This window comes from Mucilaginibacter lappiensis, assembly GCF_050433765.1.
GTDB lineage: Bacteria > Bacteroidota > Bacteroidia > Sphingobacteriales > Sphingobacteriaceae > Mucilaginibacter > Mucilaginibacter lappiensis_A.
The window spans coordinates 160,885-180,089 of the sequence record NZ_JBNPWP010000011.1 but is presented as its reverse complement, the minus strand read 5'-3'; the positions used below and the strand labels follow the sequence as shown (position 1 = coordinate 180,089).

18 protein-coding genes are annotated in these 19,205 nt (G+C 41.0%); 11 read left to right on the top strand and 7 right to left on the bottom strand.

Features of this window, described 5'->3' with window-relative positions; all coding sequences use genetic code 11:
• Window positions 1-60 precede the first annotated feature (60 nt).
• Window positions 61-507 (bottom strand): DUF2141 domain-containing protein, encoded by a 447-nt coding sequence (locus M2273_RS26110; RefSeq protein ID WP_429400717.1) that lies wholly within the window; start codon window positions 505-507, stop codon window positions 61-63.
• Between the two features lie 335 nt (window positions 508-842).
• Between M2273_RS26110 and M2273_RS26105 the strand changes: the two genes are divergently transcribed.
• The 3 genes from M2273_RS26105 to M2273_RS26095 all read left to right on the top strand — a co-directional run bounded on the left by M2273_RS26105 (window position 843) and on the right by M2273_RS26095 (window position 3,598).
• Entirely contained in the window at window positions 843-1,880 is a 1,038-nt protein-coding gene (locus M2273_RS26105; protein WP_429400716.1) for a sensor histidine kinase, read from the top strand.
• Window positions 1,861-2,625 (top strand): LytR/AlgR family response regulator transcription factor, encoded by a 765-nt coding sequence (locus M2273_RS26100; protein ID WP_429400715.1) that lies wholly within the window; start codon window positions 1,861-1,863, stop codon window positions 2,623-2,625. Before M2273_RS26105 ends, M2273_RS26100 begins: the two co-directional genes overlap by 20 nt.
• Window positions 2,626-2,977: 352 nt before the next feature.
• Window positions 2,978-3,598, top strand: coding sequence for a porin family protein (locus tag M2273_RS26095; protein WP_429400714.1), 621 nt, complete (start codon window positions 2,978-2,980; stop codon window positions 3,596-3,598).
• Window positions 3,599-3,691: 93 nt separating this feature from the next.
• Here M2273_RS26095 and M2273_RS26090 read toward each other — a convergent pair whose 3' ends face one another.
• Window positions 3,692-6,202, bottom strand: coding sequence for a hypothetical protein (locus tag M2273_RS26090; RefSeq protein ID WP_429400713.1), 2,511 nt, complete (start codon window positions 6,200-6,202; stop codon window positions 3,692-3,694).
• Between the two features lie 206 nt (window positions 6,203-6,408).
• On the opposite strand from M2273_RS26090, the gene M2273_RS26085 reads away from it, so the two are divergent.
• Together M2273_RS26085 and M2273_RS26080 are read left to right on the top strand one after the other, a co-directional pair.
• Window positions 6,409-6,996 carry a TetR/AcrR family transcriptional regulator gene (locus tag M2273_RS26085; RefSeq protein WP_429400712.1) on the top strand — a complete coding sequence of 196 codons (588 nt, stop codon included), beginning with the start codon at window positions 6,409-6,411 and terminating at the stop codon, window positions 6,994-6,996.
• A 59-nt stretch (window positions 6,997-7,055) separates the two neighbouring features.
• Window positions 7,056-8,048, top strand: coding sequence for a quinone oxidoreductase family protein (locus M2273_RS26080; protein ID WP_429400711.1), 993 nt, complete (start codon window positions 7,056-7,058; stop codon window positions 8,046-8,048).
• 42 nt (window positions 8,049-8,090) lie between these two features.
• Here the strand turns inward: M2273_RS26080 and M2273_RS26075 are convergent, their stop codons facing one another.
• Window positions 8,091-8,999, bottom strand: coding sequence for an EamA family transporter (locus M2273_RS26075; protein ID WP_429400710.1), 909 nt, complete (start codon window positions 8,997-8,999; stop codon window positions 8,091-8,093).
• Window position 9,000: 1 nt separating this feature from the next.
• Entirely contained in the window at window positions 9,001-9,642 is a 642-nt protein-coding gene (locus M2273_RS26070; RefSeq protein WP_429400709.1) for an FMN-dependent NADH-azoreductase, read from the bottom strand.
• Window positions 9,643-9,719: 77 nt separating this feature from the next.
• Between M2273_RS26070 and M2273_RS26065 the strand changes: the two genes are divergently transcribed.
• The 3 genes from M2273_RS26065 to M2273_RS26055 all read left to right on the top strand — a co-directional run bounded on the left by M2273_RS26065 (window position 9,720) and on the right by M2273_RS26055 (window position 12,235).
• Entirely contained in the window at window positions 9,720-11,180 is a 1,461-nt protein-coding gene (locus M2273_RS26065) for a PLP-dependent aminotransferase family protein (protein WP_429400708.1), read from the top strand.
• A 169-nt stretch (window positions 11,181-11,349) separates the two neighbouring features.
• On the top strand, window positions 11,350-11,784 hold the full coding sequence (locus M2273_RS26060) for a carboxymuconolactone decarboxylase family protein (protein ID WP_429400707.1): 435 nt from the start codon (window positions 11,350-11,352) through the stop codon (window positions 11,782-11,784).
• A 4-nt stretch (window positions 11,785-11,788) separates the two neighbouring features.
• A complete protein-coding gene (locus tag M2273_RS26055; RefSeq protein WP_429400706.1) occupies window positions 11,789-12,235 on the top strand; it encodes a GNAT family N-acetyltransferase in 447 nt (148 codons plus the stop codon).
• Between the two features lie 208 nt (window positions 12,236-12,443).
• On the opposite strand, the gene M2273_RS26050 is transcribed toward M2273_RS26055, so the two are convergent.
• Window positions 12,444-13,145 (bottom strand): alpha/beta hydrolase, encoded by a 702-nt coding sequence (locus M2273_RS26050; protein ID WP_429400705.1) that lies wholly within the window; start codon window positions 13,143-13,145, stop codon window positions 12,444-12,446.
• Between the two features lie 44 nt (window positions 13,146-13,189).
• Between M2273_RS26050 and M2273_RS26045 the strand changes: the two genes are divergently transcribed.
• The gene (locus M2273_RS26045; RefSeq protein WP_429400704.1) at window positions 13,190-13,369 is read left to right on the top strand and encodes a hypothetical protein; all 180 of its coding nucleotides are present in this window, start codon (window positions 13,190-13,192) and stop codon (window positions 13,367-13,369) included.
• A gap of 154 nt (window positions 13,370-13,523) precedes the next feature.
• Here the strand turns inward: M2273_RS26045 and M2273_RS26040 are convergent, their stop codons facing one another.
• A complete protein-coding gene (locus M2273_RS26040) occupies window positions 13,524-14,141 on the bottom strand; it encodes a hypothetical protein (protein ID WP_429400703.1) in 618 nt (205 codons plus the stop codon).
• A gap of 300 nt (window positions 14,142-14,441) precedes the next feature.
• Window positions 14,442-15,035 (bottom strand): hypothetical protein, encoded by a 594-nt coding sequence (locus M2273_RS26035; RefSeq protein ID WP_429400702.1) that lies wholly within the window; start codon window positions 15,033-15,035, stop codon window positions 14,442-14,444.
• Window positions 15,036-15,430: 395 nt separating this feature from the next.
• Here M2273_RS26035 and M2273_RS26030 point away from each other — a divergent pair, with 395 nt between their 5' ends.
• The gene (locus M2273_RS26030; protein ID WP_429400701.1) at window positions 15,431-16,525 is read left to right on the top strand and encodes a helix-turn-helix domain-containing protein; all 1,095 of its coding nucleotides are present in this window, start codon (window positions 15,431-15,433) and stop codon (window positions 16,523-16,525) included.
• 80 nt (window positions 16,526-16,605) lie between these two features.
• Entirely contained in the window at window positions 16,606-18,969 is a 2,364-nt protein-coding gene (locus M2273_RS26025; RefSeq protein ID WP_429400700.1) for a TonB-dependent receptor domain-containing protein, read from the top strand.
• Window positions 18,970-19,205 lie beyond the last annotated feature (236 nt).

Here is a 19,205-nt window from a genome sequence, read left to right as displayed (position 1 = left end):
TGAATTGAGGAATGCAGGGTGTTTTCCGATTGTTTTCAGGTAATTGGGAACAAGGGCGGATTACATGTACTTTACCTTTATTTCAACTTGGTTATTGGGAGATTTCAGATCAACTTTAAAATCGTCAAAGGTTGGCTTTTTCAGTTTTTCCATAAAGAAGTTGGAGAACCCAAATCCTTCCTTAGGCATTCTGATTAAATTTTTGTCGATCTTGCCATTTTCATTTTCATCATCCACCAGGGTGATTCCATAAATTCCGGGCTCCAGCTCACACTTCACGGTCAGTGTTCCGTTTACAAGCGCTTTCTTATCAAACACGAATTTTTTGCAGGGCTTTTCGTCGTCGTAGGTTTCATTGTCTTTAAAAACATTAAGGATGACCTTCCCCTTTGGGGATCTGATCCCGGTAACTTTAACCTGTGTTTCCTGCGTTTGTATATACGAAGCCAGGAAAATAAACAGCAGGCCAATTAACAGGTTAATCCCGAATACATTTGTCTTTTTCATTTTGTAAAATTTAAGTTTGACATTTATTTGGAGACGAAGGTATTGGCATAAAGTGCGCTGATGTATTAAAAAACATAGTGAAACGGACAAAATGCTGCCCGAATGTTATTATAGCTTATCTGAAAAAAACGCAGTGTGGGCCGCTGATGGGACCATGGACTGTAGAACTAACCAATAAAATATAGTAGATTGAATCAATCCGAAAAAAGGTGATTTTTGGCTGTTCGCAACTGTCCCTGTCATTTCAATTCAAATTTGAACAGTTCAGACCTGCTTTTGCCCGCTTCGGTTAACAATCGTTAATAACAATATATCTATTGCCTACATTTGCTATTATGGACGAGAAGCTACCTATAAAACGATTAAGCCGCCTGACGTGGTTACAGGCGGTAATCATCGGTTTTATCTTCTATCTGGTCGTTTACAATAGTGGCACACTAAGTCATATTATACCGTTTACGCTGCTTACAACGTCCGGTATTTTACTGGTCGGACATGCCGATATCTGTTTGATGATCGTGTTGTCAAAATACTTTTCGATCAGGTCGAAAAAATTTTCAACTTACCGCGTCCTGTTAACCTACCCTGTCAGCGTGCTGATCTATCTCCTGTTAAGGCCCTGTTTTTCTTATGTGTCTGGCAAAGCATGGTCATTTTGGGATGCCGGTTCATTCTTTGCATTTGTGGGGTCTGGCATCGTCATTAATACGCTTATCATGCTGTTGCACAATTCCGTGTTGTTATATGAACATAAATTACATGCCGACCTGGAGCTTTCCAGATTAAAAACAGCGAATGCCGAAGCCACCAACCTCCTTTTAAAGCAACAGATACAACCCCATTTTTTGTTTAATGCGCTTAATACCTTAAAAGCCCTTTATCACAAAGACGTGCATACGGCAGATACATATATTGTTCATATGGCTAATTTTTTAAGGGCATCTATTTATCATCATGCATCAAGAATATCTACCTTAGAAGATGAGGTAGAATTGTTATGCGACTATCTTGAAATGCAGCGGATAAGGTTTGGTAAAGCGTTGGATTGTACGATAATGTTACCCGAAGAAACGTTAAAAAACTATTACCTGCCTTCTTTTTCGTTGCAGCCCTTACTTGAAAATGCCATAAAGCATAACGATTTTACACAAGAAGCGCCATTAAGGGTACAAATCAGCCAGAAAGATGAATGGTTGATCATGAGTAATAATCTCCAAAAGAAAAAAGTGAAGGTTTCATCAACCAATTACGGACTGGCCAATCTCGCAGAACGCTACCATCTCTGGTCGGGAGATGAGGTTATTATCAAAGAAGATCAAAGCTCATTTTCAGTAAGTATTAAATTGTTAAAAAATGAATATAGTAATCATTGAGGATGAAGAGATAGTTGCAGATGAACTTGAACTGAACATCAAGCAACTGATTGACGAACCAGTGGATATTGTCCAGCTCAGATCTGTGAAGGAAGCTATAGCTTATTTCAAAAAGTCGGAGGCCCCTGATCTAATCTTCAGCGATATTCAGTTGGGTGATGGCCTGAGTTTTGAAATATTTGTTGCTGAACCTGTTTCTGTGCCGGTCATTTTTTGTACCGCTTATGACGAGTATGCATTAGATGCATTTAAGGCTAACGGAATAGACTACATATTAAAACCCTTTACCATCCAAACCCTTGATTGGGCCCTCCAAAAATACAGGCAGCTAAAAAAAGTATTATCTGCAGACCAAACGCCGCAATATGATGCCCTGATGCAAATGCTGCTCAACCGGGAAACACAAACTGCCACCTCTGTGCTGGTTTATCATCAGGATAAGATCATTCCTATAAAACTTGAGGATATAGCTATGTTTTATCTGGAAAACGAGATCACGCATTTGCTGACCTTTTCAGGAAAAACTTTTTACCCTAATAAAAACCTTGACGAACTGGAGAGATCGGCCGGGAATTATTTTTTCAGGGCAAACCGCCAGTTCCTGGTTTGCCGTAAAGCTATTATCGACGTATCCAGTTTCTTCTCCCGAAAACTCTCGCTGAACCTGAATATCCCTTTTAGTGAAAAAGTGATCGTCAGTAAAGGTAAAGCTTCTCAATTCCTCAGCTGGCTGACAAAAGCCTGATACCCTTAAGTACATTTTTATACCGACAAAGGATGCCCAGTTATCAAACGCCATCCGCGTGGCTCCCGGAATATAAGCTGTTCAGCTACACTAACCGTATCACCTGTAAAAAACAATGGATGATCAGGACTGCATTCTCTGCCATCAACTGATTGCTAACTAAGCTTAATCGTCCGAAAAGAACTATTTCCATTTTTTTTCAAGCCTTTTTATTCCGCTTCCAACCCAACTTTGCCCGCTTCGGTCACCTTTTCCATTCAGGATACAGCTCCAGGGTGCACCTTTGAATCAAATAACACGATCAGCATCAGGCTGCAAACAAAAAAAAGCATAATAATAAAAAAAGAAATTTATGAAAAAGTTAATCTTAGCTGTACTTATTCTGGCATCCGCGAAGAGTTTTAGCCAAACAACTACGACAAGCACTACACCTCCCGAAAATCAAAGCTTTATTAAGAAAATCGCAAGCCGTCTTGAGTTCGGCATTACTGCAGGTGGTAATTACAGTAATTTTACAGGTGCCAATTTTGCCACAGACCCACTTCCTGGTTTCCACGCCGGACTTACGGTTTCCTACAAATTCACTGACAATTTCCTGGTATCAGAAGAATTTCTCTACTCCCTGCAGGGAGCCAAAGTTAAGGCAGGAACGTTTGCCGGACAAGACATAAAACTTTCTTATGCCTCTGTCCCTATCCTTTTCAAATACCGTACTAATTCCGGCTTTTATGTTGAGGCCGGCCCGCAGGCAAGCTTTAAAGTAAAGGAAGATATTGGAGGGATAACTGATGCCAAGTTTGCTAAAAAAATTGATTTTGCTGTGGCCGGTGGTCTTGGCTATCAGTCTAAAATGGGTTTGGGAATCGGTGCAAGGTATGTTTACGGAATGCAAAAAGTTCAGGAAACACCTTCGCCTATCTTAGGCGACTTCAAGAATAATAGTATACAGGCCAGTATATTTTACGTCTTTTAATGAGCATCTACCTCAAAAATCAATATATATAATTAAAGATGGTCCCGGTCGCGTAACGCGCCGGGACTTTTTTGTTGATCCGGGGGATAAGTATTAATTTCCATTGTCTATATTAATTCTTTCAACAACTCCCGACGTACGATGATTAACCAAAAGGTTACCTTTCGTGCCACTCCTGATCTTTTGAACGGCTTTTCCGTTAACAGATACTATATAATTTGCATTGGGCTTTAATTGTTTAATAACATAAGTAAGTGCCTTTGCCGAAGGTTTGGTAAGGGTTTGCTGCCATTCCATTTTTTCGGCGCTCCAGTTATCCAACTTTATGGTTAGTGGGCTGTCTGTAGTGATTTGTAAAGAAGCGACAGAATTGCTACCATCAAAATAGCTTAGTTGATTTTTAGTAGCATTAAAGCCGAAGTTTTTACTGCATATGATTTTAAACATTTTGTTTGATACCGCATAGCTATCATTATCAAGGTTGATAGTTAAGTGTTGATCCCTGAAATTATATTTCAGCTCTGTACCGGCAAGCTCCGGAGTGATATGCGGATCGAGATAAAAGCGGTTATATAATGGATTTACACCATATATCGCCTGATATAATCCTACTATGGAAAGGCTGTTGCCAGATAATATATCATCGCCCAGTCCATCTTGTTTCACACGGCCATACCGCTGAAACGCGAGCCCATCTTTACTATACCTGTCCAATACATTTTTAACATACTTAACAGCCAGGGTCGGGTTGTAGCTTGCATAGGCTTTAACCCCTACTGATCCCCATGATAAAAACAGATCACCGTTTTCATATCCGGGGAAGGGCCACTGCCATTCTTTTCCTTCGCCGGGTGCATATGATGTCATGGCAAGCGGCCAAAAGAAAAGCTTTTCCTTTTGCATCTGCTCCTCAATATTATCCAGGATAAGTTTTTTCCTGCCATCGTCGTCACAAATATCATAGGCTATGGCCATAAAGTTAACCGGGGTAACCATGTTGCGGCCATGTATGGTTTGGTCCTTATCTCTCCAGTGAACGTAACATTTCTTTTCTTCATCCCAAAAACCACCCTCGCTTGTTGGTTTATTGAAGCTTGCTTTAAGTTTGGCTGCAAACCCTTCATAATATTGTGCTTTGGCATTGTTGTTCAGCTGACGTTCTATATCGGCCCATTTAACCAATGCATGATACAGATTTGCGTTAACAAAGGCGTTTTCATACGATGCCCAAATGATATCTATCCAGTCACTGCTTTGTTTTTGGCCTTGATTATCGGTCATCATTTCAACCAGACCATTATGATTACTGTCCCTTTTTAGTATCCAGTCCAATGCTTTTTCACAAGATAGCTGATGGCTTTTAACCCAACTCTTGTCACCGGTCATATCGTACAAATCGGCAACGTTGGTCACAAAGTCGGGGTTGGAATCCATCAGTATCCCCCACTGTGCCTCATAAAAGCCATACTTATTAAACTGCCCGGGCATGGCATCCTCATTGGTATATGCCCAGCGGGGATAAACCCGTCCATCAGGTTTTATAGCATGATCACGGTAAAAATCAAGACAGCTTTTATATCCTTTAAGATAATTAGGATCGTTTATCCCCAGGCCGAGTTGAGCAATATATTGTTCGTGCAAACAGATAGGCCCGTAAGGTGTATGCCAGCTGTTGCCCCCAAAATGCAGCGAATCAATCACGCCAATGCGCGCAATTGTACTCAGTACGGCATTTACCTGCTCCCCGTTTATACCCGTGAGCTTACCCCGGCCATATTTTTCATTATAATCAAAATAACTGAATGTTAAACTTTGCGAACTTGTACCTGCAGCTATATTAAAGGGAGACCATACATCTGTTCCCTTTCTTATAAACCGGCGCCTGTTGGTTCCACTGTCAGTCCGTGGCAGCATTTCCTGATTAGAAACCGTAATGGTATAAGCCAGTTTATCTTCATTAGTACGGGTATATTTCATAGCTACCTCTTTACCCGGCGCATCAACCGTTATATTGAGCCCGTTACCGCTTTTGCTGTTCCAAAAACTGGAAGATCTTGTGTGCACACCGTATGTACACAACTTTTCATTGAACAGATAAAACCACGCCAGCCCGCCATAACCCTGGTAAGCGCCTTCCCAGGTATTGATGTCATCAAAATTAATAACGGGCATGGCGGCCTCTTCTACCTTCACCAATTTGGATAAATTTCTTTCTATAACCCACTTTACAGACTTGCCCTTTTTCAGGAAGATCCAGTTCTCATTAATAGTTAAATCTTTATCGCCGTAACTAATCCCACTGATCTTTATACTGCCTTGTGTTTGCACCAATACCGGTTTCTTTTTTAAATGTAATGATGAGTAAGTAGCACCTCCAACCTTTACAGATGTAAAAACTCCATTTGCATTACTGATCACTTTTTGACCGTTAACGATCAGTGATGTAATACAGGCTTTGTCTCCATAATCAATCATCATGGTAAGTTTAGCGTTACTGAGAGTAATCACCTGCGGCTTTGCGGCTATTGGATTAGCAAAACCGATAACCGGCAAAACGATAATCAAAAAACAAATTAAGCTGGTGTATAATCTTCTGATAAACATAGGTTAGTTATTTAATATGGAATAACAAGGCTTTACGGAACAAAGCTAAAATTACTTTTCCTGACTGTAAATTAAAGGATTCAGGTTAGAATAGTCAAGATTCAATTCTACAGTCCTGAAACTATGATTTATTAATGATGTTATTTCAATAGAATGACAAAAATTAGTTGCAATAGAGACCTTTCGGTCTCTATATTTGACTTGTCATGAAAAAGGGAGAAAACACACGTCAGCGTATTATTACAGAGGCGGCCTTAATACTTAACCAAAAAGGTATTGCCGGAACAGCTATAAGTGATATTATGAAAGCTACCAAACTGACAAAAGGCGGTATCTACAGGCAATTTGAAAACAAAGAAGAAATTGTGCAGGAGGCGTTCAGTTTCCTTTCAAAAAGACTGGCTACTGTGATTAATGATACAGTTAAAAACAAAAACACAGCAAAGGAAAAACTTTTTGCAGTTCTTGACCTCTATCATGACCGCCTGGTTCTGATAGATAATGGCGGTTGCCCGTTATTAAATTTTGGCGCCGAAACGGACGATACCGATCCAACTATAAGAGGTCGCGTTGGTTTAGCAATCAAGTCAATACAAAACACATTCGGCCAAATAGTTTTAGACGGTATTACCGCCGGCGAATTTAAACCCGATATAGATGCGCATGCATTTGGCATACGGATGTTTAACACGCTGGAAGGTTCTATCCTGACAAGTCGTGTGTTTAACAACAAGGAACAAATGAAAATGATGACCGATATGTTTAAAAATGAAATAGAAACCTTTTTGATATAAATTTTTTGACCTTTTTGAGACCGAAAGGTTTCTTTTAATAACAATACAAATTAATATTTATGAAAGCAATTCAGTTTACCGAATACGGATCCTATGAAAAGTTAACACTTGTTGACTTACCCATGCCTGTACTGCTGAATAACCAACTATTAGTCAAAGTTGAATTCGCAGCTATTAACCCCGTGGACAACACCATCAGGGCAGGGCTTCTGCCTCTGGCCAAAAAACCACCTATGATATTGGGTAACGAAGGCGCCGGTGTTGTTATCAAAGGCAATAATGAGTTTCCGGAAGGAACAAGAGTTCTTATATCAGCTTTTACGCCGCAAGGCCATATCAGGGGCATTGCTACCGATGGCCTATGGCAGGAATACGTGGCTTTATATCCTGAAGAATTGATTAAAACTCCTTTAAATATATCCGACGAAGAAGCCGCGGCAGCAAACGTGGGTTTCTTTTCGGCCCAGGCCTGCTTAAACAAGGCCGACTTTACACCGGGCAAAAGCGTACTTTCTTTAGCTGCAGGTGGCGCGGTAGGGAACGCCGGAGTTCAACTGGCTAAGGCTCATGGAGCATCGTTGGTTATTACAACAGCCGGATCGGCTTCAAAAGCAAAGGCAGCAGAACTGGCGGGTTTTGAAAATGTGATCAACCTTGAAAATGAAAGCATCAGCGAAGGGGTTATGCGTATTACCGGCGGCAAAGGCGTGGACATTGTGATTGACAGTATTGGCGGTAATTTAACCGGTGAAGCTATTAAGTCGTTGGCAAGGGGTGGTATTATTGTAAACATTGGCTACTCCGCCGGCACACAGTTTACCGCCAATATTACTGATTTTGTGTGGAAGGGCATCCAGATGCGTGGCCAAAGCCTTTCTGGTTGGTTTACAGCCGAACAACAGCAATACGTATGGAACCAGATTTTACCATTACTTGCCAATGGTGCTATAAAACCACCTGTAGCCAAAATATTTGATGCTGCCGGGGCAGCTGAAGCACAGCGTTTTTTGATTGAGGAGAAGCCTTTTGGAAAAGTGCTGCTTAAATTTTAACAATTAACAATCACTTAAAAAACCCCTATTAGGGGTTTTAATTTAAACCATGGATGGTGCTAAACCAAATAACTTTTTAATATTCATCAACACTACTGCAAACAGGATAAGTATAACGCCCACCCATTGAAGAAAGCTTACTGGTTCTTTTAGCAGTAGGTGTGCCATTAATACCGAAACCGGTATTTCTACAGATGCGATAATGGCCCCCAGCCCCATGCCTGTTAGCGGCATCCCTCTCGTAAACAGTAATGGCGGAAGGATTGTTCCAAACAAAGAAAGGACGAGGCCCCAGCGCAGGAATATTGCATATGAAAACCCGTGATTCAGAGAGGAATGAAAAATAAAAGAAATTATGATCAATCCGCCCAGAATCATGAAAAGGCTTCTTTTTAGCGGAGGAAAATGAAGTTCCATGTTGTTTGACGTGTACATAGTTGCCGTGTAGGTAAGCGCGGCCATCATTCCCCAGCCAAATCCTGTCCAGTTGATACTAACGGATTGTTTAAGCAAACTGGTGGCCAGTATTGTCCCGCCCAGAATGATAAAAACGGACACTATCTTACGTAATCCGGGTGCCTTTTTATGCAAGACCATCTCCAGGATGACGCCCATCCACACCGTTTGCATTAACAATACAATTGCAACGCTTACCGGAATGTACTGAACCGCCATATAATAGAAAATGCTGGTCAGCCCCATAGATGTTCCCGCAATTATTAACTTAAATATGCTTTTAATGCCTGATGTTTTTGTTTCTGGCACAGACTCCCATTTACGGAACAAGGTTAATATAAAGAGTCCTGCAAATCCCAGACTGAACTGCGAAAGCGTTACTTCTGCCGTACTGAATCCTTCATGATATGCCATTTTTACAAAGGTTGCCAGCATCCCATAACTGGAGGCTCCCAGCGCAATAAAAATGCTACCTTTGAATACATTGTTTTTCATGTTACACCAATTCCCTTTCAATAAGGTCTCTGACATCCTGGTGCGATATGTCAATAGACTTTTTAAGTTTCTCCGGCCCGTATGATAATCCATTAATTGCAACCACATGAATATTGCTGATACCCATAATATTAAACACGGTCTTTAAATAGGTACTCTGGAAGTTCATATGTTCGTTATAATCTCCCTTTTCATACCCCGGTTCTCCTCTTGAAAGCAAAAGAAATAATGTTTTATTTTCAAGTAGTCCGGTATATGGATCCTGCGCATTAACCCGGTTAAACTTAAAAGTTTCATTAACCCTAACAATCTGGTCGATGTAGGCTTTAAGAACACTGGGAATTGACCAGTTGTACATTGGAGCACCAAGAACAATAACATCAGCTTCCCGTAGTTCAGCAATATAAGCATCGCTTGTTTTTAAAGCTTCAATTTCTTCTTCAGACCTTGCTGCTTCAGGTTTAAAAGCCGCAGCAATCCAATTTTCGTTGACGTGGGGCACATCCGTATTTCCTAATTCACGGAAACTAATAATCGCATCGGTATGGATACTTTTCCAGTGATCGATAAATACTTCAGTAAGTTTTCTGCTATGAGATCTAAGCGTTCTTGCGCTTGAATTAATAACTAATACCTTTTTCATTTTGATAATTTTTATTCAAAAGTATAGGTATATTGGACTACATTTACATACCAGTTTTAATAAAAACCACAGCCCAGATGTTACCCTACAAATCATTAATTCAGGTTGATCGAACTGCTGCTGTAACACTATATATACAGGTGTGCAATAGCTTTATATCATTGATCACAAGTGGCACGCTACAGCCATCTGATCTGTTGCCAAGTTCCCGTGTACTTGCAGAATTGATTGGTATTAACAGAAACACGGTAAAATTGGCCTATGAAGAATTGATTAGTCAGGGTTGGGCCGAATCTATTGAGCGCAAGGGCGTGTTTGTACTTTCCAAACTGCCGGTACGTTCCAAAAGGGGACTACCTGAAATGGGTAAAAACAGCAGCCCACAGGAAGCTTTCATATGGACTAATAATTTTAAAAACGCGATACCCGGCAAGAATCTCCAGAAAACCACACTCGCGATTGATGATGGCTTCCCTGATGTGCGTCTGGCACCTGTAGACCTGCTTATGCGTGAATATCGAAGTCTTTCCAGAAGATTTCATGGGAAAAACATCCTGAAGTATGGTAGCTCCAAGGGATCAGAACATCTTCGCGTTGCTATTTGCAACTACCTTTCCAATACCAGGGGCTTAATTGTTTCTGCTGAAAATATACTTATTACTAAAGGCAGCCAAATGGGCATCTACTTAGCAGCTCAACTGCTGCTTAATCCTGCTGATTATATAGCAGTTGGGATTTCAAATTATGGTTTGGCAGATGATACTTTCAGATATTCCGGTGCTAACCTGCTGCGGATCCCTGTTGATAGCAAAGGAATGGATATTGATTATCTCGAAGAGATATTACAGCACAAGAAAATAAAAGCGGTATACATTATACCGCATCATCACTTTCCAACAGCGGTAACCATGAGTACGGAACGGAGGTTAAAACTATTAAATCTAGCCAAAGAATACCGTTTCGCGATTATTGAAGACGATTATGATTTTGATTTTCATTATGATAATAAACCCTACCTGCCATTGGCAAGTATAGATCACAATCAGAATGTGATCTATATTGGTTCGATTTCGAAAACTTTTGCCCCTGCCTTGCGCATTGGGTTTATGACAGGACCTTCGGCATTTGTTGAAGCCGCGGCTTCCTTACGAGAGCTGATAGACAAGCAGGGGGATACTCTGTTGGAAGAGGCATTTTCGGTAATGTTTAACGATGGTGAAATGGAAAGGCATTTTCGGAAGTCGTTAAAAATTTATAAGCAGCGCAGGAACTTGTTTTGTCAGATCCTCAAATCAGACTTTAATGAAGTAATTAAATTCAGGGTACCGGAAGGCGGACTTGCAGTATGGGCGAATTTTGATAAAAAGATCGACTTGATCAAAATGGCTGAAGACGCGTCAAAAAAAGGACTTCATATCGCTAATGGAAATTTTTATAAGAACGAATCCTTTTCTACCAATGCGCTAAGAATGGGCTTTGCTTCACTCCAGGAAAATGAAATGGCAGAAGCGTTCGCGATCCTCAAAAAGATAGTGTAAAGCTGAGGTTAAGCCCTAAGTCGAAAGTCTTAAGTAAAGAAAACCGACTTCCTGCTTAAGACTCCCGACTTGAAACTGGGCTACCCTTTATCTGATAACTGGTCTATTTAGCAGCCATGTCATTGGGTTAATTTTGTGGCAAGAAATAAATCTTGTAAATTTTTAAGAAATGAAAACACGAATTAAAATTAACGAAATAGAGCCTGCAGGATACAGAGCTGTTCTTGGACTGGAAAAATTCATTGAAAGCACACCGCTTACAAAAAAGCATAAAGACCTGATTAAAATCAGATCGTCGCAAATAAACGGATGCGCTTTTTGTATTGATATGCACACTAAAGATGCCCGTAAAGCCGGCGAAACAGAACAGCGTATTTATGCCCTCAATGCCTGGCGTGACACTTCTTTTTTTTCAGAAGAAGAACGAGCCATACTGGCCCTGACCGAGGAGGTTACTTTAATTAGTAATCATGTAACAGATGAAACCTATGAGCAAGCAGCTAAAGTACTGGAAGAGACCTATCTGGCACAAGTGATCTTAGCAATTATTACCATTAATGTATGGAACAGAATTGGCATCACAACAAAGCTAATACCAGCATAATTGAATGGACAACACATATCAGGTTAAAATAATCAAGACAGATCTTGAAATTCAACAATGCTGGGAAGTAGCTTTTTTGTTGAGGCCGCATCTTAATAAAAATAACTGGTCTTCCATGATTTCAGAGATGATGCAAAATGAAAAATACTGCATTGCCGGAATTATGGATAACGACAAATTTGTTGCATTTGCAGGATACCGCATCATGACTTCGTTGCACAGCGGTAATATAATTTATATTGATGATCTCTGCACGCTGGAATTTTACAGAGGGAAGGGTCTGGCGTCTCAATTATTAAGGCATGTGAAAGCTACCGCCATATCAAATAATAAGGATGCAGTGGTGCTTGATACAAATTTTAATAATAATACAGCACAAAAGTTGTATCTGAGCAACGGGTTTCAACTCGCAGCGCTTCATCTCTCCTGTGATTTAAGAAAGCAGAATTAATATTGGAAATATAAAAGTGCTGATTCTAAAAGAGGGTGTCTAAAAAGCATCCTCTTTTGTTTTTTTATGGATTATGATTTTCTATAAGATTCTGAGTTTTATTTTCAATGAGATTTTTTGTCTTTGATGAATCATATACCTACCCGCTTAACAAAAAAGCCGTATGCCGGTAACAGCATACGGACCAAATAAAGTAACACGATGAAGATTAAACTTCTGATGCTTTTTCAGCTGCTTCTATAATGACACCTGCAACAATCTCAGGCTGCGACATGAAGATCACGTGACTGCCTTTAACTTCGGTTACCTGCGTGTTCGACCGGCTGTACATATTTCTTTGTATCTCCGGGTTAATGCTTTTATCTTCAGTAGCGATCAGGCCATAGGCCGGTTTGTGCCTCCAGGCAGCGTCGGTGATCGGGCTTACAAATCCTTTGGCATAAAATGCACCCTGTGAGGCATACATAAATGCTGCCTCGTCGGCATCAATATCAGCACAAAAACCTGCATGGTATTTATCTTTATCATAGTATACAATACCTTTCTCATCCGGAGGAAGTACGCCGTTCTCTGGTGCTGGTGGCGCTGTTTGCAGCCATTGCAGGGCCGATTCGCCGTTGTCGGGTTGGAATGCCGCTATATATACCAGGGCAGCAACATTTGGGTGGTTACCGGCTTCGGTAATCACGGCACCGCCCCATGAGTGACCGGCAAGAATTGCAGGACCGCCAATCCTGTCTAAAGCAACGTGTGTAGCAAGAACATCATCTTCAAGCGAGGTTAAAGGGTTCTGTACAACGGATACGTTATACCCTTTTTTAGTTAATTCGTTATAAAGCGCTTTAAAGCCAGAACCATCAGCGAATGCACCGTGAACAAGCACTACATTCTTTACATTTGAGTTTTTCATTGTTTTATGAGTTAATGTTGTTTGAATGATTTAACAATACAAAGATGCTGCTTAAACCAATGATAGGGAATGCAGGAATTTCCCGAAGAATTGTAATTATTTCCCCTGATGTTCTTTTTTTGCCGCCAATACTAAATAAGATCCATGAGCCTGGCGGCTTTTACCTCATCAAGGATCACCGTAAAGGCAAACATTTTATCTCTATTCATGGCAACAATTCCTGATAAAGCTAAATTCAGACGCAGCGGTGAAGCCTTTGGCGGTTGACTGTTTAAACTATTATAAGCCAAATAACAACACAAATAATGATGACCCCGGTGAAAATAAGATTCATTTTGAGTTGAGGTTAAGCATACGCGTTATACAGTACGTATTATTTTATTTGCCTGTTTTGATATGTTGAAAATCTTCTTTTTGGGTAAAATATTCCAACACTAAAACTAAAATTATTGTAATGGCAAACGTAATTTTCTGCATTACCGGTAAAAACTTAACATAACCAAAGCCATAAAGGTATAGTGTAGAATAAAAAACAAGAAGACAAATAATGCAGAGGAATTTAAATAAATGTAGCTTTGACTTGAAAACGAAAATTGTAATGTAAAATATACCTATAAGAAACATGGTACTTGAAATAGTGATCATTGTATCATGCAATGGGGTTGCTATTAAAGCCGTAAAAAGCATACCGCTGGCCCCAACGTATTTTATTATTTTAGCAGCACCCTTTGCCGGTATTTTCTTTGAAAACTCAATAAAGAATAGGGCAAAACTCGCAGAAAGGAAAATCATTCCTCCAATAGCCCAAAAACGAGATGCATTGGCTGACCCATTAACTGCATTTTTACTGAAAAGATTACTTATATAGTTATTTTCCCAGTCGTACCCAATGGCATTTTTGTCAAATTGTGATCCGCCAGGATAGTACAATGTGGCTATCAGTAGTAATAACATTGAAATAATTATTCCCAGTAGAATTGAATGTTTTTTTAGCATACAATATTTGATTTAGAAAACATTAAAGCCTTTTGCGCAAAAGCATTTCATTATCGCATTAGGCTTTATCACCAAGTTAATAAAGAAATCTAAAATTTAAAGCCTTCAGATTCTCATCTAAAGGCTTCCCAATAATCTTTCCCATACCGTTCCCATGAATGGGTTTATCTGTGGTCCTAAACTACAAAACCCGAACTCTTTTATGGCTGATTTATATTGTGCGGTGGGTTTGGAGGATAATTTGTTGTGGTTCTAAAATTGAGTGAATTAACAACAAAGGTTACCAAAAATTTAGCTACATTATTCTAATGAAATGCCTCGATATTCTCTTACAACAAATAAACTTGAGCGATTTTCACATACAACTTTTTTCAAAAGCTCTTTATCTGTACACAGGAGATCTATATTACTATGGCCTGATATTTTTATAATAAATGGCAATTCACCATGTGAAATATCTAAATCATGATATAACAAACCATGTTTATCAAATACAGCAATTGGATATGTAATTAAATCTCTGGAAAATTTTAATAAATCCTCCGTGGTGAAAATTAAAGCGCCTTTAAATTTATTTGGAATATCGTTTTGTTTGAATAAGGTTCGTAAAGAGGTTAAATTATCCTCGTCATTAGGAAACCATTTTGAATCTCTATCATGATTTACAATCCAGGACGAAGCATTATCAAGTTGCAATATTGTATTTTTAAACCACTCTTCATAAGCTTCAAGATATTCTGTTAAACTTATATCTCTGCCTTCGTAACCACCAGGTAGTTGAAATGAAACCCCATACCATTCTGTGTATGAATAAAAATGATTGCCTAAAAAATCTATGTACTCTTCTCTATCATAGGGAAGTGCCTTTTTAAAGCTTTTTCTAAATTCTATCATAGGTAATTCTTATTCTACTCATAAGTGTATCATCATTACTTCATCTCAAATGTAAAGTAAAGCATATCTAAATTCAAAAGCTTTCAGATTTACATCTAAAGGCTTTCAAAACAATTCTTTCCCATGCCGTTCCCATGGGTGGGTTTAAAGTGATCTCAAAAGCTCCGATTTCAAACTTATTTATGAGCGGTTTACAACTGATTATTTACATTCTGGACCGTGAAGAATGATTTTTTTGAACTTGACGGGAAGTTTATCGAACGCTTTTGCAGGTTTTCAGGATTCCTATCCGATTCTCAATGGTTTTCAGCATCAATAAAGCGGAAGTTAGATAACCCGAAAAAATCGATTTGTTGATGAGCTCGCCATTGATTTTAGTTTACTATTTTTGATACGTGAATCCCGGACAACAGATACTATTCTTTTTTAGCGCTTTAGGAGCCTTCAACGGCTTCGTAATCAGCGGCTATCTGTTGTTCTTTAAAAGGCCAAAGTCTCCGGCCTCTTACTTTTTGGGACTATTGCTGCTGGCACTCAGCATCAGGATAACCAAAGCCATCTTTGGTTATTTTTACCACGACCTTCCACGAATCTATCTGCAAATAGGGCTGTCCGGCTGTTTTCTGATCGGGCCCTCCCTTTATTATTTCACAAGGGCTGCACTGGAAAATATTCAAAAAACACCGACCCGGTGGAAGTATACCTATTGGGCCTGGATTGCCGGGATTGTAATTTTAGGGACGATCGTTCCCTACCAGACCCATCCATGGGACTGGAACCATTATATTGTACATATCATCTATGCGCAATGGGTGGTCTATTTTATCCTGACAGGTTGGCTGCTTAGGGAAGTATTAGCCAAAGTATTCACGAAGACAGAAAAGCTCTCTCCCGGAGAAAAACCGATACTGTCGATCTTTCTTGGCAACACGGTAATACTGATCGCCTATCTGATCGTTTTTTTCTGGTCCTTTAGTAGTGTATATATCAGTGGTGCGCTTTTCTTCTCGTTGCTGCTCTACCTGAATATTCCATTGTTCGTTAACCGGAAAAAGTCAGATACGGCCTTCCTTGGTAACGGGGAACCCGGGCGTTATGCCCGAAAGAAGATCACTGAAGATCATGCCATCAGCCTGACGGATAAACTCCGGAAAATCATTATTGATCAGGAACTCTATAAGAACCCCGACCTCAAGCTCAACGATCTGGCCAAAAAAATCAATATCACAGGGCACCAGCTTTCCCAACTGCTTAACGATAACCTGGGCAAGAGTTTCGCAGTGTATATTAACGAATATCGTGTTAACTGTGCCTGTGAATTGATTACAAACGACAAGGGGATCAAACTGGAGGAGATCGGATACGAGGTCGGCTTTAACTCGAAATCCACTTTCTATACCGCTTTTAAAAAACACAAAGGTACTACCCCAACCCTTTATAAAGAAGGATCGTCGTCTGCCGCATTTCCTGTAATAGGTTCGGAATTATAATTCCGAACTCCCGAATCTCAAATTCAAAACTACTTTGCTAACCCTGCCAAATAGCTTTGGACATTCAAAGTCCGAAGTATATGAAATCTACTTGCTTATTATTTCTTTGCCTGTTAACCGGCATCTCGCTTCACGCGCAGGTTAAAAGCATTTCCGCAAAGATAACCGATGCAATGGGGACCCCACTAGCGGGTAACTTCCTGTTGACCGATACTGTAGGGAAGATCATCAAAAGCAACGGCTTCAACGGAAACATTGCCATTACCGGCCTTAATAACACCCTACTCAGGTTGAAACTTAGCTCAATATTGTTTACAGATACTACCTTTAATATCCGCTATGCCGGAAAAACCGAGGTTGATCTGGGTACGATCGTGCCAGAGGAAAACACTACTACGCTCGGGCAGGTCACTATCACCTCTTCCGCACCGCTGATGCGCTACGGTAATAACGGCAATTTGGAAGTGAACGTTGCCGGAACCATCCTGGCCAGCAGCAGTTCGGTTAACGAAATCCTTTCCAGGACTCCCGGGCTTACGGTAAATGAAGGCGTCATTTCCCTTCAGGGAAAGGGCGAGGCGATCATCTATCTTAACGGCACCCTTGTACCGGGCGAACGCCTGGCCAGCATACCCACCTCACAGATCACTAAGATCGAGATCATTGCTAACCCTTCGGCAAGATATGATGCCGGAGGACGGGCCGTGATCAATATCACCACAAAAGCACCGGGCGGAAACGGATTAAGCGGCAGGGTCAGCCAGCATCTGACAGCCTCCGATTTTGCCGGGACCAATGCCAACACCTTTGTTGATCTGGGTTATTCAAAAAATAAGTTGTCCCTTTCGGCAAACATTGCGCTGCTCAAAGGTAGCGGCCGGGAATTGCTCTACACCGTAAGGAACAGGCCAGACTCATCAGACTATCTCAATTCTGCGCTTACCACAGATTGGAACAGGGACTTTAACGTTTACGCGACATACGGTTTGGGCGCCCGCTACCGATTTTCGTCCGGGTCAGTGCTGTCACTTTCCTATAGCGGCAACAGGGACCATCTCGACGGAACAGTGGACAGCCGGAACCGGATCACCACACTAACAACCGAGAATACCTACGGCAGCAGCATTGCGAGGGACGAGCTCAGGAAAAACAATACAATGATAGCCGACTTCACCAAAAGCACCGATACCCTTGGTTCCGGTGTTTTCTTTAGCGCCCAGTACTCAGGATACCGAACCGGAAATAATGACCAGATCGACGAATTCGGGGCCACTGCGCCCCGCTACTTGCAAAACGCTTTTTCACAGCGCCTGAACATCACCAGCCTACAAGCCGACCGCACCAAATTCTTCAGGAAGGATTTAAAACTGGAGACCGGACTCAGGTTCAGCAATGTTGGCAACAATTCGGATACCCGTTTCCTTATCGCAGACAGTCTGGACGGGCCATACCAGCCTGATGCAGCTCTATCCAGCATATTCGATTATAACGAAACGATCGCGGCCGCCTATGCCAGTTTATCTGCCAATGCCGGGAAACTGGGCATCGTCCTCGGGGTTCGTAGCGAGTGGACTACTTACAAATTGAGCACTTCAGCCGGCGAGGGACAGGATTTTGGCAAAGAATATCTGAATATCTTCCCAAATCTGCAGCTTGAACTTCCGCTGGAAAATGGGAATAAGTTCAGGGCATCCTACAACGCAAGGATCACCCGCCCCAGGTACCAGGCACTCAATCCGTTTGTCATGTATCAGGATGCCTTCACCACAATTGAAGGCAATCCCAACCTTGTACCGGAAAAAGCACATGCATTTGAACTTTCTGCCAACTTTAAAAAAACGGAGGTCAAAATGGGTTACACCTATACCATAGACCCGCTGTCGGGAGCTGCGCTAAGAGGAAACACCCCGGAAAGCTATGTGCTCAAGTCGATCAATATCAGCCGTGACCATACTTTTCTTGCATCGATTACAAGGCCCTTTTCTATTGGCGACTGGTGGCAATCGATCAATACCGCAAGTATCACCTACGGAAAGGCCTTTGATGACAAATATGGTTACGCTACCGGAAAAGCAAAGCCACAGGCCTATGTGTATTCCAGCAATACCTTTAGTTTGAAGCACGGTATTAAGTTGCAGTTGCTTGCCTGGTACCTTGGTGACCGTCACTACGGTATCCGGCATGATAACAAACGATCGATCGTAACTGCCGGGTTCGAGAAGTCCATGTTGAATGGCAATTTGAAACTCGGGCTGACCGCCAACGATATTTTTAACCGGTTAATTTCAGAAGGCGACTATAATGTGGGTAAGACACAGGTATACTATAACCGGCGCTACGGTAACAATCATTTCAAGCTCACCGCCACCTACAGGTTTGGTGGTACCGAAGGGGCGGCGCAACCACAAAGGCAGGCGCAACCGGAAAATAGCAGAGCCAATTAGCAAGGCATTTTAGACCTGAGTAATTATCTTTAACTTCGGTTTTTAAGGCTGAAAACACTATATAATAATAGTGATGTAATGATGAAAAAAGAGGTGCTGGGTTGTATTTTTCGGAAAAACCGAAATTTGACGTAAAAACTATCGAACTACAAGACTGAATGAAGCAGCAGGTTTAATATATCAGATTAACAGAAACTTGCGTGAGACCACTTCACGGGAAAGATGCGAAATTATCG